This is a genomic window from Blattabacterium cuenoti (assembly GCF_014251275.1).
GTDB classification, from domain to species: Bacteria; Bacteroidota; Bacteroidia; order Flavobacteriales; family Blattabacteriaceae; genus Blattabacterium; species Blattabacterium cuenoti_AG.
On sequence record NZ_CP059183.1, the window covers coordinates 175264 to 190732 of the forward strand.

The window sequence follows — 15469 nt, forward strand, 5'->3', positions numbered from 1 at the left end:
AATTTACAAGTTTTTTTTATTATTATGATAACAATAAATACAACATTGATGCCATAAAACTTCCTATAACTGGTCCAAATATTGGAATTATTGCATAATCCCAATCACTTTTACCTTTTCCAGGTATAGGTAATATTGAATGCATTATCCTAGGCCCTAAATCTCTAGCTGGATTAAGTGCAGCACCAGTTACTCCTCCTAAAGATAAAACTATTCCTAAAACAACTAAAGAAGAAGGTAATGCATCAATAGATCCAAGTCCTATTAAATGCTTTTTTTCAAATAAGAAAATAGTTCCTTTTTTTACCAAATGAAATGAAATAAAAATAAATATAAAAGTAGTTAAAATTTCACTAGTAAAATTAGAAAAAAAATTCCTTATGGAAGGAACAGTAACAAAAACTGATAACTTATCTTTTTCATTTTTAGTTTCAATAAAATAATCTTTATATAAACACCATACTAAAAAAGATCCTAACATAGATCCAACTATCTGAGAAATTATATAATAAGGAACCAAATTCCAACTAAATTTACCTATAATAGCAAATCCTAAAGTAACACATGGATTTAAGTGACCCCCACTATATGGAGCAGAAACTATAATTCCCATAAATACAGCTAAAGCCCAACCAATTGTAACTGTTAACCATCCTCCATTTTTATTATTTCCTTTAGTTTTTGATAAAACTAAATTTGCTACTACACCATTTCCTAAAAAAACTAATATTGTAGTACCTATTATTTCTGCACATACTTCTGACATATTAACAAATATTGAATTGATATGATAATAAAATATATAAATATATAATATACATACTATTCCTGGTTAGCCCAAGAACGAGTAGTTTTTATTGCTTTTTTCCAACCTTTAATTATATTTTTACTATTTTTCATTTTTTTTGGTTCAAAAATTCTTTCTACCTGCCACTTACCTTGAATATCCTCTAAACTACTCCAATAATTAACTGCAAGTCCTGCCAAATAAGCTGCTCCAGCAGCAGTTAATTCAGAGATTTTAGATTTTACCACTCTTACATTTAAAATGTCCGATTGAAATTGCATTAATAATTTATTAACCGTCGCTCCACCATCTACACGAATTTCTTTAATAGAAATTCCTGAATCTGCTTCCATTGCTTTAAGAACATCCATATTTTGAAAAGCAATACTTTCTAATGCTGCTCGTACAAAATGTGCAGAAGATGTTCCTCTTGTTATCCCCACTATTATCCCTCTAGCCTTATGGTCCCAATAAGGGGCTCCTAATCCAGAAAAAGCAGGAACCATATACAATCCTTCTGTATTTTCTACAGAAGAGGCTATATCTTCAGCTTCATTTGAATATGTAAGTAGTCCTAATCCATCTCTAAGCCATTGGATTACGGCTCCTGCTATGAATACACTTCCTTCTAAAGCATATTGGACCTTATTTTTAATTTTCCATGCTACTGTAGTTATCAAATTATTCTTAGAAAAAACTGGATTTTTTCCTACATTCATTAGCATAAAACAACCTGTTCCATAAGTATTTTTTACCATACCTATTTTAGTACACATTTGACCAAATAAAGATGCTTGTTGATCCCCAGCAATACCAGATATTGGTATTTTATGAGACAAAATATTTCCTGTAGTATATCCAAAAATTTCACTAGAAGATTTTACTTCTGGCAACATTGTAATTGGAATATTAAATAAATTTACCAATTCATTATCCCAATTTAATGTGTGAATATTAAATAACATTGTCCTAGATGCATTAGTTACATCTGTAACATGAATTTTTTTTCCTGTTAAATTCCATATCAACCATGAATCGATAGTCCCAAATGCTAAATTTCCTGAAAATGCCCTTTTTTTTGCTCCTTGGACATTATCTAATATCCATTTAATTTTTGTAGCAGAAAAATAAGGATCTATAATAAGACCGGTTTTTTTTCTAATCATTTCTGTTAATCCCTCTTTTTTAATTTCATCACAATATTTTGATGTTCTTCTATCTTGCCAAACTATAGCATTGAATATAGGTTCTCCTGTTTTTTTATCCCATATTACAGTAGTTTCTCTTTGATTTGTTATTCCTATAGATTCTATATTATCTCCTTCTAAATTTGCTTTTAAAATTGCTTCTAAAGCAACAGAAGCTTGTGTAGACCATATTTCTTCTGCATTATGTTCTACCCATCCTGGATGTGGATAAATTTGTGTAAATTCTCTTTGAGCTATAGAAATAATATTTCCAATCTTATCAAATATAATAGCTCTAGAACTAGTTGTTCCCTGATCTAATGATAGCACATATTTTTTCATATAAAAAAGTAAGTAGAAGTGTTATAATAATTTTTTTATCAATTCTATTCTATATAAAAAATTATGAATAATAGTATTTCATTGCTAATTTTTTAAAAGAATTTACTTGTGATTTTTCCCATTTTTTATCACGAGAAAGCTCTTTAGCCATTAAATTTGCAATTTTTGGTGCAATCTCTATTGATTTTTTTGCATTTAAAAATAATAAACGAAATCTTCTTGCTAAAACATCTTCAATAGTTCTAGCCATTTCATATCTTACCATCCATATGACTTCTGCTTCAGTACATAATGATGAGTAATCAGATTTTTTATTTGAAAATAAAGTATTTCCTAAAAAAGGATTTTTTTTTATTAGTTTTTTTATATTCCACTCATCCTCTCCATATTTTTTCCAATAAAGATCATATTCATTATTATATGAAAAAAAATTAGATCCATAAATTTTAAGATTTTTTGTTATAGATGGCTTATTATTAAATTTTCCTATTTCAATAGCTTTATTTACTGTATCTTCTGCCATTTTTCTATAAGTTGTCCATTTACCACCTATTATACTTATTAATCCAGAAGTACTTACTATAAGTTTATGATTCCTAGATATATCTTTAGTTTTATTTTTATTATCTTTTGATATAAATAGTGGTCTTAATCCAGAAAAAGCACTTAATATATCCTTTTTTTCAGGAAAAAAAATGAAATATTTTTTAAAAGTTTGTAAAATAAAATCAATTTCTTCTTCTAAAGGTATTGGATCAATTACAGTTTTTTTTAAGAATGTATCTGTAGTTCCTACTAAAACATGATCATACCATGGGACACAAAATAAAATTCTTTCATCCGAAGTTTTAGGAATAACTATAGCATTTTTACTACTAAAAAAAGATTTATTTAAAACAATATGAGTTCCTTGACTAGGTTGTATAGATAAAGATGAATCTAAATTATTATCCATTTTTAAAATGGAATCAGAAAATACTCCTGTTGCATTAATTACAATCTTTGATAAAATAGAGTATTCTTTTTTTGTTTCAATATCACATGCTATAACTCCTGATACTTTATTTTTATTTTTTTTTATAAGGTTTTTTACTTTGAAATAATTTAGCAAAATTCCTCCATGTTGTACACAAGTTTGAGCTAAATTAATAGCTAAACGAGAATCGTCAAATTGTCCATCATAATATAGAATTCCTCCTTTTAACTTATGATTATTAATTTCTGGAATAATTTTTATAATTTCATTTTTAGACAAAAACTTAGATTTACCGAAACTTAACGATCCAGATAACCACTCATATAATTTTAATCCGGTCCAATAAAAAATACCCATTTTCCAACTAAAAACTGGAATAATAAATTTTTGTTTTCTAACTAAGTGTGGGGCATTTTTTAAAAGATATCCTCTTTCTCTTAAAGCCTCAAAAACTAATTTAATATTTCCTTGGGCTAAATATCGTATTCCACCATGAATTAACTTAGTACTTCTACTAGATGTAGCTTTGGAAAAATCTGATTGTTCTAAAAGAAGAGTTTTATATCCCCTAGAAGAAGAATCTAGAGCTATTCCTATTCCAGTTGCACCTCCACCAATAATAATAATATCCCAAAAATTTTCATTTTCTAAAATTTTTAGAAATTTATCTCTATTTAAGAAATCTTTCATCATATTTTACTTATATTTCTAATAAAAAGTTAAAATATTGACATTTTTATAATAATTAACGAACAAAATTAAAAATATTTTCAATAAAAGAAAATTTAATTTATAATTAATTAAATTACATTTTTCTTTTATCAAAAATTTCCGAAATAAAATTTTTTATCAAATCTTTTCCAGAATTAGTTTTAATTTTTTTCATAATTTTGTTTATATCTTTGAATTGTTTCAAAAAAAAATTAATTTCATCTAAAGAAATTCCTGATCCTTTTGAGATTCTTTTTTTTCTGCTTATATCTGAAAGTATTTTTGGATTTTTTCTTTCATAAGGAGTCATAGAAAAAATAATAGATTCCATTTTTTTAAAAGATTTGTTATCAATTTCCCTGTTTTTTTGTGGTAAATATTTATCAACTCCTGGAATCATTGAAATTATATTTTTAATATTTCCTATTTTTTTTATTTGCTTTATTTGTTCTAAAAAATCATTAAAGTCAAAACGATTTTTTGACATTTTATGATAAATTTCTTTTGTATTTTTTTCATTGAACTGTTCCTGAACTTTTTCTACTAAAGAAATTATATCTCCCATACCTATAATACGATTAGCTATTCTATCTGGATGAAAAATTTCTATATCTTCTATTTTTTCTCCATTGCTAATAAATTTTATAGGCTTATTAATAATACTAGAAATAGTTATTGCTGCCCCGCCCTTACTATCTCCATCTAATTTTGTCATTACTATTCCGTCAAAATTTAATGATTCATAGAAAGATTTAGCAGTATTTATAGCATCCTGTCCTGTCATAGAATCTATAACAAATAAGATTTCATTTGGATTAGAATGTTTTTTAATAATTTTTATTTCTTTCATCATAATTTCATCAATAGCTAACCTACCTGCAGTATCAATAATTACTACATCTTTCTTCATATCAAATGCATAATCAATAGATTTTTCTACAATATTTGCAATGTGATCATGATCATAGCTATTTATTTTTTCTAAAGAAAAAACAGGAACACAAATTTTTTTTGCAAGAAAATTTAATTGATCAACTGCAGCTGGTCTATGAATATCTGCTGCAACTAATAAAGGGGAATAACCTTTTTTTTTCAAAAAAAAAGATAATTTAGAGGAAAAAGAAGTTTTTCCACTACCTTGTAATCCACAAATTAAAATAATAAAAGGAGTTTTGTAAATATTAAGTTCTACATTTTTTCCTCCCATAAGAGTTACTAATTCATCATATACTATTTTTATAATAAGTTGTCTTGGATTTAAAGAAGTTAAAACTTTTTTACCAATAGATTTTTCTTTTATTTTTTTTATAAATTTTTTAACAATTTTATAGTTAACATCTGCATCTATAAGTGCTCTTCCTACTTCTTTTATAGAAGATGCAAGATTAATTTCTGTAATTTGATGATTACCTTTTAAAACATTAATAGCTTTTTGTATTTTGTCCTGTAAAGTTTTAAACATATAAACAATTTTTTTACATTTTATCTACCATATCTATCCCTAATAAATTCATTCCATATTTTAATATATTACCTGTAATACAAATAATAGTCATATTAGCATTACATTGAATAACATTTAAAGTATCTAATAATTTTTTATTTTGATATAAATTATTAAAACACTTAGATACTTCATAAACATAATTTGCAACTAATGAAGGATTAAAATACATACATGATTTTTTTAATACTAAAGGATATTTACTAAGAATTTTTATTAAATTTTTTTCATATGTATCTAATACTACATTTTTCCAATTAAAATTATTTTTTGTAGGAAATAATTTGAAAAATTTTCTTTCTAAAGAACGTATTCTAGAATAAGTGTATTGTACATATGTTCCAGTTCTACCTTTTAGGGAAATTGATTTATTTATATCAAAAGATATTTCTTTTTTTGGATCAACTTTAAGAAAATGATATTTCAATGCACCTATTCCTATAATATTATAAGTTTTTTCATGAGTGTTTACTGAAGCCTTTTTCAAAAATTTTTTTTTTGCAATAGAAATAATTTCATTTATAATACTATCTACTGTTACAACATTTCCTTCCCTGGATTTCATTCTACCACTAGGAAGTGTTACCATTTCATATGACAGATGATATAATTTATTTACCCAAATAAAACCTAAACGTTTTAATATTGCAAATAGAGTTTTAAAATGATAATTTTGTTCTTTTCCTACTACATATACTAAATTATCTATTTTATATTTATTAAAACGTTTTACTGCATTTCCTAAATCTTGAGTAAGATATACAGATGTTTGATCTGATCTTAATAAAAGTTTATGATAAAATCCTTCTTTAGATAGATCAATCCAAACAGATCCATCTTTTTTTTTGAAAAAAATATTTTTTTCCAGACCTTTTTTAACAATATTTTTTCCAATTTCATAAATTTTACTTTCATATTCTGTTTTGTCAAAACTAATTCCAATCTTATGATAAGTTTTTTTAAATCCATCATAAACCCATTGATTCATTTTTTTCCAAATACTAATAGTATTTGTATCTTTATTTTCCCATTTTATTAACAAATTTCTTGCATCTTTCAAAATTGAAACTTCGTTGTTATTTTTTACATTATTAATTTCTTCTTTATAAATCTTATCAAACAAATTGTAATATTTTCCTACAAAATGATCACCTTTTAATGAACAGTCATTAGGAGTTTTACCTTTTCCAAATTTTATCCAAGCTATCATAGATTTACAAATATGTATTCCTCTATCATTGATAATTTGTGTCCTTATTATATTATGTCCAAACATTTTTAATATTTTAGAAATAAAGACGCCTATTAAACAATTTCTTAAATGACCTAAATGAAGTGGTTTATTAGCATTAGGAGAAGAATATTCTACCATTATTTTTTTAGGATTTTTTATTTTAAGATTATAAAAATTTGAATTTAACATTATATTAATAAGATTAACATAATAATTATCTTTAAAAATAAAGTTTAAAAATCCTTCAACAATGTAAAATTTAACATATCCTTTTAATTTTTCTTTTACATAACTACCTATTATAGACCCTACTTCATTTACAGGTTTTTTTAATTCCTTAGATAAGGAAAATAAAATTAAAGTAAGATCTCCTGAATGATCTTTATTTGTATACTTAAAATCCAATTTTTTATAAACAGGAAATTTATATAAATCATATAATAATTTTTTAACTAATTCTTCTACTAATTGAAAATAATCATTCATAAAAGATTTTTTTTTAAAAACCTCTTTCTATTTTTACTCTCCACCCAAATGGATCATATGATAAATTATGCTGTATGTCTAATAATTTTTTCCTTAAACGAATAGATAATCTTTCAACTTCTGGTAAATTAGGAAAACTAAAAATAGTATTTTTATAACTAATTGATTCAAAAAAATTTATTACTACTGCTGTTCCACAACCAAATGCTTCTTTTAATTCACCTTTTTTTAAACTTTCTATTATTTCTGATACTTTTATATTTTTTTTTTCTACAGTAACGTTTTCTTTTTTAGAAAGAGAAATAATACTATCACAAGTAATTCCACTCAATATACTATCACTTTCCTTTGGAGTTATTAATTTATCCTTAATCAAAAAAAAAACATTCATAGTCCCAGATTCTTCTATTTTTGTATGAGTATTAGAATCTGTCCATAACACTTGGTCAAATCCTTCTTTATTTGCTATTTTTGTAGGATAAAAAGAAGATGCATAATTACCAGATGCTTTAGTAAATCCTATTCCACCTGGAGCGGATCTACTATATTTTTCTTCTATTTTTATTTTTAGAGGTTTTTTATAATAAGAATCAACAGGAGTTGATATAACAATAAACATGTATTCTTCAGCAGGTTTAGCAGATAAAATACCTCTAGTAGCTATTAAAAAAGGACGAATATACAAAGATTTTCCATAATTATTAGGGACCCAATCTCTATCTATGTCTATCAACTTTTTAATTCCATTTAAAAATATGTTTTTTGGAATTTGTGGCATTTCTAAACGTATTGCAGATCTATTAATTCTTTTAAAATTTTCTTCTGGACGAAATAAAAAAACTTCTCCTTTTTTATCTTTATATGCTTTCATCCCTTCAAATACTGATTGTCCATAATGAAAAACAAGAGTAACAGGAGATAACATAATATCACTAAATGGTTTTATAACTGAATTTTTCCACTTTCCATTTTTGAATTCTGAACAAATCATATGATCTGAATAATAATTTCCAAAAGAAATATTATTAAAATCTACTTCTTTAATTCTTGAATGCAAAATTTTTTCTATTTTCATATTTATATCAATTATTATTTATCATTTTCAGTACTTTTTCTACAATGTTTTCAACAGAAGGTTTAGAAAAATAATCTCCATCTGATCCATAAGGTGGTCTATGTTCTTTAGCTGTTATAGTTTCTGGAGGACTATCTAAATAATAATATCCTTTTTGTTCATCTAATATTTTTTGCAAAATATAAGCTGAAGCTCCACCAGGAACATCTTCATCTACAATTAACAATCTGTTAGTTTTTTTTAAACTTTTTACAATATTTTTTTTGTAATCAAAAGGTAACAAAGATTGGACATCAATTATTTCTACATAAATATTCATTTTATCCAATTCTTCTGCAGCTTCATTTACAATCCTCCAAGTAGATCCATATGTTACAATAGTAACATCTTTTCCATTTCTAGTAACTTCTATAACTCCAATAGGAGTTTTGAAAATTCCTAAATTATAAGGTAACTTTTCTTTTATTCTATATCCATTTAAACATTCAATTACTAAAGCAGGATCATCTGATGATAATAAAGTGTTATAAAATCCAGCAGCTTTTACCATATTTCTTGGTACAAGAATTAATATACCTCTTAAATAATTAAGTATTCCTCCCATTGGTGAACCAGAATGCCATATTCCCTCTAAACGATGTCCTCTTGTCCTAATAATAACAGGAGCTTTTTGTCCTCCTTTTGTTCTGTAATGTAAACAAGCAAGATCATCACTCATAATTTGTAAAGCATATAATATATAATCAATATATTGAATTTCTACTATAGGGCGTAGTCCTCTCATAGCCAGCCCAATGGCTTGCCCAATAATAGTAGATTCTCTAATTCCAGTATCAAAAATTCTAATTTTTCCATATTTTTTCTGTAAACCTTCTAATCCTTGATTAACATCACCCATTTTACCTACATCTTCTCCAAAAATAATAAGATCAGGATACATTTCTAACAATTTATCAAAATTTTCTCTCAATATTACTCTTCCATCAACAAAAATATTATCTTTTAAATTGTATAAAGGAAAAATTTCTTTAACTTTTTTATGTGAATTTCTTGAAATACTGTATAAATGAGAAGAATAATCTTCTTGCTCTTTATTATATTTTTTTTCAATCCACTTTTTTAAAAATTCTTTATGTTTACTTTTTACTTTATATGATAGATATAGAAATTTTCTTACCATAGAGAATATTGATCTTTTTGTATAAAAATTAGTATAATTATTTAGTTTATTAATATTATTTTTTATATGTACTTTAATCCATTTTTTTCCATAATCTAAACAAGAATTATTAATTTTTTGAAAAATATATAACACTTCTTGTCTTATTTTATTAATAGGTTTTTTAAAATCTTCCCAAGCTTTATTTTGTTCATTTTTAACGTATTCTTTAGCTTCAAAATCTATTTTATCTAAACAACAAACAGTAGCTATTTTAAATTTTTTATCTTTTTCATATTCAAAATTTAAAATCCAGTTTCTAAATTTTTTTATTCCATCGTTTTTAATTTCCCATTCTAAACGAATTTTTGATTTATATCTTTCATGAGAAGAAGATGTTGAATGCCCTTGTGGTTGAGTTAATTTAGTTATATGTATAATTACCGGAACATGTTCATAACGAGCTATTTTTTCTGCTAACATATACTTTTGTATAAGTGTTATGTAATCTGATCCATTTACTTCAATAATTTCAATTCCCTTTTCACTTTTATTTCTATGAAATCCATACAATAGATCGCTAATATTTTTTTTGGGAAACTGATATTTATTAGGAACTGATATTCCATATTCATCATCCCAAATAGAAATAATAATTGGAATTTGTAAAACTGCAGCAGCATTTAAAGTTTCCCAAAATAAACCTTCAGAAATACTTGCATTTCCAATAGTTCCAAATGCTATTTCATTTCCATTATTAGAGAATTTTTTATGTGTAATATTTAAATTATTTAATTGTTTATAAATTTTTGAAGCTTGAGCTAATCCTAATAATCTTGGCATTTGAGCAGCAGTAGAAGAAATATCAGCACTAGAATTTTTACATTTTACAAGTTCTTTCCAACTTCCATCTTTGTTTAGGAATCTAGTGCCAAAATGAGATGTCATCATTCTTCCAGAAGAAGTAGGTTCTTCTTTTAAGTTTGAATTAGCATATAATTGTGAAAAAAAATTTTTTACAGTTAAAACACCTATAGCCATCATAAAAGTCTGATCTCTATAATATCCAGATCTTATATCTCCATTTTTAAACACTTTTGCCATAGCTAATTGTGGAATTTCTTTACCATCTCCAAATATTCCAAATTTAGCTTTTCCGTTTAAAACTTCTTTACGTCCTAAAATACTAGCTTCCCGGCTAATTCTTGCTAACTTATAATCATTTAATATTGAATTTTTAAACAGACTAAAACTTATTTCTTTTCTTTCACCTTTAAAAAAAATATCTTTATATTTTTTATAATTCATATAAATATTATTTTTTTGTAGATTATAATATATAAATTTCCATTTATAAATTTCTTTTTTTAATTTTAAATTAAAATTTTAAGTCTTGTTTTTTTTCTAATATACAAAATGATATATGATAGAAAACTTATTTGGAAATATCACTTGTTCAATTATAAAACCAGATGCTATAGAAAGAAGATATATATTTCCTATTTTTTTTGAAATTTATAAAAATGGATTTCATATTATAGCACTGAAAATGATAAAAATATCTAAAAAATCTTTTGAAAAATTTTACGAAAAACACAAAAGTAAATATTTTTTTGAGTCTTTAATAAAATTTATGTCTTCTGGTCCTATAATATCAATGATTTTGAAAAAAAATAATGCAGTAAAAGATTTTAGATTATTGATAGGAAATACAAATCCATTAATTGCAGAAAAAGGGACTATAAGAAATTTATATGCTACTTCTTTAGAAAAAAATGCAATTCACGGATCTGATAGTAATATAAATGCAATCAGAGAGTGTAGATTTTTTTTTTCTAATGAAGAGATTTTTTATAAAAAAAACTTTTAAAACATTATGAAAAAAAGATTTTTAATAATTATTTCTTTTATTTTCATTTTTATACTAATAACTGGTTCATGGATAATAAAAATTTACAATAATTTAATAAGACTAAATGAAAATATAAAAAACCAATGGGGTCAAGTAGAAAATGTTTATCAACGTAGATCAGATTTAATTCCAAACTTAGTAAATACAGTAAAAGGTTCTGCTTCTTTTGAAAAAGGAACATTAACTCAGATTGTAGAATCAAGAGCAAAAGCTACTTCTATTCATATTAATGCAGATAATTTAAGCCAAGATCAAATAAATAAATTTCAAAAAGCACAGGAAAATTTAAATAATTCTATTGGAAAACTATTTTTTATAATGGAAAATTATCCAACATTGAAAGCAACACAAAATTTTTCTGAGTTGCAAAATCAATTAGAAGGTACTGAAAATAGAATAAATGTAGAAAGAAATAGATTTAATGATCAAGTAAACAACTTCAATACTTATAGGAATCAATTTCCAGAAATTATAATTTCCAATTTTTTTTCTAAATTTAAAGAAAAAGGTTACTTTAAATCTCAAATTAATGCTAATAAAACACCTATAGTAGATTTTTCAGTAATTTTAGTAATTTAAAGAAAATTAGTGACTTCATTCATAATGAATATACTTATAAAAATTCTATTTATCATAATTCCAATAACAATAGTTAATGGACAGTTTAATATACCTAATCATAAACAAAATATAAGTCCTATTCAGGATTATTCTAATGTTTTGTCTAAAGAAGAATTGCATAATCTTAATAAAAAACTACTTAATTATTTTAAAATAACATCTACAGAAATATTAATTATTCTTATTAGAGATCTTAACGGGGAAGATCCTAACGTAGTTGCATATAAATGGGGGGAAAGATGGAGGATAGGCCAGTTTTATAAAAATAATGGAATTGTTATACTTTTATCCATTAATGATAAAAAAATATCTATACAAAATGGATATGGAGTTGAGTCTTATTTAACTGATTTTTTAACTAAAAAAATTATAAATAACATTAAACCATATTTAAAAAATAATCTTTATTATGAAGCAATAGATAATTGTATTAATGATATATTCAAAATATTGAAAAACAATTTTGTTAATAAAAAACCATTGAAAAAAAAAAAACATAGTTTGATATCATGGATTTATGTTTTTGTTTTTTTTGTAATGATATTTATATTTTATAAAAATGGAATGATTAATACTTCTTTGTTAAATACATTATTAATAACTAATTTATTCTTATCTAATAAAAATAATTTTTATGAAGAAGATGAAGATGAATTTGATGGATTAGGTGGAGGGGGAAATTTCGGGGGTGGAGGTAGTAGTGATGATTGGAAATAATAAATATATTATATATAACATTTAATTTTATTATTTTTATTATTTTTGTTCCTTTTTTCCTTTAAAATATTTTATCTGTTCTTTTAATTTTTCTATTTTTTCCAAAGTATCTTTCTCTTTTTTTTTCTCCTTTAAAAGAATTTTTTTAGGAACTGAAATTATATATTTTTTATTCATTAAATTTTTTCTTATCATAAATAATAATCTATTGAAATACTGAATTTTTTTTTCAGTACTAATTATAATTGAAGAAATATTTGAAATTTTTCTATTATTTAAAAATAGAAAAAATTTATCTTCACCTAAAAAAAAAGAAACAAGTGATGATTCATTAGGTACTTTTGAAACTGTAATTATTTTAGATATATTTGCCAATTTTAATATTATATCATCATATTTTTTTTCTTTATTACATTTATTTCTCATAGAAAATAAAATAGTTTTTTCTTTATAAGGAATATTATGTTTTAGCCTTAAATTACGTATTTTAGATATTATTTTAGTTACTTTTTCAAAAGAAACCAATATATTATAATCATAACATTTTTTTTTAGGCCAAAAAGATAACATCAAATTTTCTTTATATTTTCTTTTTTTTAGTAAAATCCATATCTCTTCAGAAATAAAAGGAATATAAGGATGTAATAATTTTAAAATATTTTCAAAGTAAAATACAACATTTAAATATACTTTACTAGATATAATTTTTCCATTATCAGGTTTAATTATTTCAAGGAACCAAGAACAAAAATCAACCCAAAAAAATTTATAAACAATCATTAATGATTCATCTAATCTATATTTTTGAAAATTTTCATCAAAAATTTTCAAAATAAAATAAAAACGATTATTCATCCATTCAATAGCAAGTAATGATAATTTTTCTAATTTATTTATTGAATTTTCTTTATTACATTCATTTTTTTTTTCTTCTACTTTCCAACTTTTAATTAAACGGAAAGCATTCCATATTTTATTAGCAAAATTTCTACCTTGTACACATATTTTTTCATCAAAATGAAAATCTTTACCTGCTGTATTTTTTAACATTAGACCTAAACGTACGGCATCTGCACCATATTTTTTAATTAAAATTATTGGGTCAGGTGAATTATTTAAAGATTTTGATATTTTTTTATTATTAATATCTCTAACAATTCCTGTAAAAAATACTCTTTTGAAAGGTTTTTTATTTTTAAAAAAAAATCCTGATACTATCATACGAGCAACCCAAAAAAATATAATATCAGAACCTGTAACTATATCTTCAGTTGGATAATAATAATCCATTTCTTCATTATTAGGATTAATAATCCCATCAAATCCAGTTATTGGTAAAATCCAAGAAGAAAACCAAGTATCTAAAACATCAGGATCTTTCCAAAGATTATCATATGTCAACATATGATTATTACTTTTATCTATTGCTTTTTTCAAAGCAATATTAATATTTTCTGCTACAACATATTCATTAATTTTTTTCCCATAATAAAAAACAGGTAATCTATGCCCCCACCATAATTGTCTAGAAATATTCCAATCACCAATATTATTCATCCATTTTATATAAATTTTCTTTATTTTTTTAGGATAAAATTTAATATCATTATTCTTTACTGCTTCCATAGCAGGAATAGATATTTCTTTCATTTTTAAAAACCATTGAATAGATAATCTATATTCTATTATTGAAGACGTACGTTCAGAAATAGCTATTTTGTGTTTGTATTTTTCTGTTTTTTCTAATAAATCTAATCTGGTTAATTCATTAACTACCTTTATTCTAGCATCAAAACGATCAATTCCTTTATAATGAAATCCATTTTCATTTATAGTTCCATCTTCATTAAAAATATTTATAATTTCTAATCCATATTTATCTGCAAGTTGTTTATCTTTTTTATCATGGGCTGGAGTTACTTTTAAACATCCTGTTCCAAAATTTATATCTATACATGAATCTCTAATAATAGGAATTACCTTGTTTATTATTGGAACAATAACAAATTTTCCTATTAAATGTGAATAACGAATATCATTATAATTATAACAAACTGCCGTATCACCAAATAAAGTTTCAGGACGTGTTGTCGCTATAGTTATATTATTATTTTCATCTTTTATTTTATATTTTATATAATATAATTTACATGTTTGTTCCTCATGAATAACTTCCTCATCAGAAATTGTAGTTTTAGCAACAGTATCCCAATTTACTACATGATATCCCCTATAAATATATCCTCTATTATAAAGATTAATAAAAATTTTTTTTACGGATTCAGATAATTTTTTACTCATAGTAAACTGTACTCTATTCCAATCACAAGAACATCCAAGTTTTTTAATCTGATTAAAGATAATATTCTTATATTTTTCAGACCATTTAATAACATGAGATAAAAATTTTTCTCTTCCCAAAAAAAATTTAGAAATTCCTTTTTTATTTAATTCCTCTATAACTTTTGCTTCTGTTGCAATAGATGCATGGTCGGTCCCGGGGATCCAACAAGCATTATGATTATGCATTCTTGCATATCTTATTAATACATCCTGTATTGTATTATTTAACATATGACCTATATGTAGACTCCCAGTAACATTTGGTGGGGGCATAATTATAGTGTAAGGAACACGTTTATCAGGAAAAGATGAAAAATAATTATTATTCATCCATAAATCGTATATTTTTTTTTCAATATATTCTGGATTATATTTAATACTAATATCTGACATTACATAAATAAAATAAATTAAA

11 protein-coding genes are annotated in these 15469 nt (G+C 24.0%); 3 read left to right on the forward strand and 8 right to left on the reverse strand.

The genetic code is table 11. The annotated features are described in order from the left end of the window. Positions 1–22: 22 nt before the first annotated feature. The 7 genes from H0H76_RS00840 to H0H76_RS00870 form a co-directional block, all read right to left on the reverse strand. Positions 23–766, reverse strand: coding sequence for an MIP/aquaporin family protein (locus H0H76_RS00840; RefSeq protein WP_185855654.1), 744 nt, complete (start codon positions 764–766; stop codon positions 23–25). Positions 767–822: 56 nt separating this feature from the next. After that, positions 823–2316 (reverse strand): glycerol kinase GlpK, encoded by a 1494-nt coding sequence (gene glpK / locus H0H76_RS00845; protein ID WP_185855655.1) that lies wholly within the window; start codon positions 2314–2316, stop codon positions 823–825. A 61-nt stretch (positions 2317–2377) separates the two neighbouring features. Then, positions 2378–3985 carry a glycerol-3-phosphate dehydrogenase/oxidase gene (locus H0H76_RS00850; RefSeq protein ID WP_185855656.1) on the reverse strand — a complete coding sequence of 536 codons (1608 nt, stop codon included), beginning with the start codon at positions 3983–3985 and terminating at the stop codon, positions 2378–2380. Between the two features lie 112 nt (positions 3986–4097). Next, positions 4098–5465 carry a signal recognition particle protein gene (gene ffh, locus H0H76_RS00855; protein WP_185855657.1) on the reverse strand — a complete coding sequence of 456 codons (1368 nt, stop codon included), beginning with the start codon at positions 5463–5465 and terminating at the stop codon, positions 4098–4100. Positions 5466–5478: 13 nt separating this feature from the next. Beyond that, positions 5479–7227 carry an arginine--tRNA ligase gene (gene argS / locus H0H76_RS00860; protein ID WP_185855658.1) on the reverse strand — a complete coding sequence of 583 codons (1749 nt, stop codon included), beginning with the start codon at positions 7225–7227 and terminating at the stop codon, positions 5479–5481. 13 nt (positions 7228–7240) lie between these two features. Then, positions 7241–8302, reverse strand: a complete 1062-nt coding sequence (locus H0H76_RS00865; RefSeq protein WP_185855659.1) for a branched-chain amino acid aminotransferase — start codon at positions 8300–8302, stop codon at positions 7241–7243. 7 nt (positions 8303–8309) lie between these two features. Next, positions 8310–10769: an alpha-ketoacid dehydrogenase subunit alpha/beta gene (locus tag H0H76_RS00870; protein WP_185855660.1), complete on the reverse strand. Its 2460-nt coding sequence runs from the start codon at positions 10767–10769 to the stop codon at positions 8310–8312. Positions 10770–10884: 115 nt separating this feature from the next. Here H0H76_RS00870 and ndk point away from each other — a divergent pair, with 115 nt between their 5' ends. The 3 genes from ndk to H0H76_RS00885 are packed head-to-tail and all read left to right on the forward strand — an operon-like array spanning position 10885 to position 12711. Continuing rightward, positions 10885–11331 carry a nucleoside-diphosphate kinase gene (gene ndk, locus H0H76_RS00875; protein WP_185855661.1) on the forward strand — a complete coding sequence of 149 codons (447 nt, stop codon included), beginning with the start codon at positions 10885–10887 and terminating at the stop codon, positions 11329–11331. Positions 11332–11337: 6 nt separating this feature from the next. After that, the gene (locus H0H76_RS00880; RefSeq protein WP_185855662.1) at positions 11338–11952 is read left to right on the forward strand and encodes a LemA family protein; all 615 of its coding nucleotides are present in this window, start codon (positions 11338–11340) and stop codon (positions 11950–11952) included. Positions 11953–11976: 24 nt separating this feature from the next. Beyond that, entirely contained in the window at positions 11977–12711 is a 735-nt protein-coding gene (locus H0H76_RS00885; protein ID WP_185855663.1) for a TPM domain-containing protein, read from the forward strand. Positions 12712–12750: 39 nt separating this feature from the next. Here H0H76_RS00885 and H0H76_RS00890 read toward each other — a convergent pair whose 3' ends face one another. Further along, positions 12751–15447 (reverse strand): valine--tRNA ligase, encoded by a 2697-nt coding sequence (locus tag H0H76_RS00890; protein ID WP_185855664.1) that lies wholly within the window; start codon positions 15445–15447, stop codon positions 12751–12753. Positions 15448–15469: the final 22 nt, after the last annotated feature.

Coding starts and splice junctions, on each gene's coding strand:
- H0H76_RS00890 (WP_185855664.1), bottom strand. CDS start 15,447: ATGTCAGATATTAGTATTAAATATAATCCAGAATATATTGAAAAAAAA.
- H0H76_RS00850 (WP_185855656.1), bottom strand. CDS start 3,985: ATGATGAAAGATTTCTTAAATAGAGATAAATTTCTAAAAATTTTAGAA.
- H0H76_RS00885 (WP_185855663.1), top strand. CDS start 11,977: ATGAATATACTTATAAAAATTCTATTTATCATAATTCCAATAACAATA.
- ndk (WP_185855661.1), top strand. CDS start 10,885: ATGATAGAAAACTTATTTGGAAATATCACTTGTTCAATTATAAAACCA.
- ffh (WP_185855657.1), bottom strand. CDS start 5,465: ATGTTTAAAACTTTACAGGACAAAATACAAAAAGCTATTAATGTTTTA.
- H0H76_RS00865 (WP_185855659.1), bottom strand. CDS start 8,302: ATGAAAATAGAAAAAATTTTGCATTCAAGAATTAAAGAAGTAGATTTT.
- argS (WP_185855658.1), bottom strand. CDS start 7,227: ATGAATGATTATTTTCAATTAGTAGAAGAATTAGTTAAAAAATTATTA.
- H0H76_RS00880 (WP_185855662.1), top strand. CDS start 11,338: ATGAAAAAAAGATTTTTAATAATTATTTCTTTTATTTTCATTTTTATA.
- H0H76_RS00870 (WP_185855660.1), bottom strand. CDS start 10,769: ATGAATTATAAAAAATATAAAGATATTTTTTTTAAAGGTGAAAGAAAA.
- H0H76_RS00840 (WP_185855654.1), bottom strand. CDS start 766: ATGTCAGAAGTATGTGCAGAAATAATAGGTACTACAATATTAGTTTTT.
- glpK (WP_185855655.1), bottom strand. CDS start 2,316: ATGAAAAAATATGTGCTATCATTAGATCAGGGAACAACTAGTTCTAGA.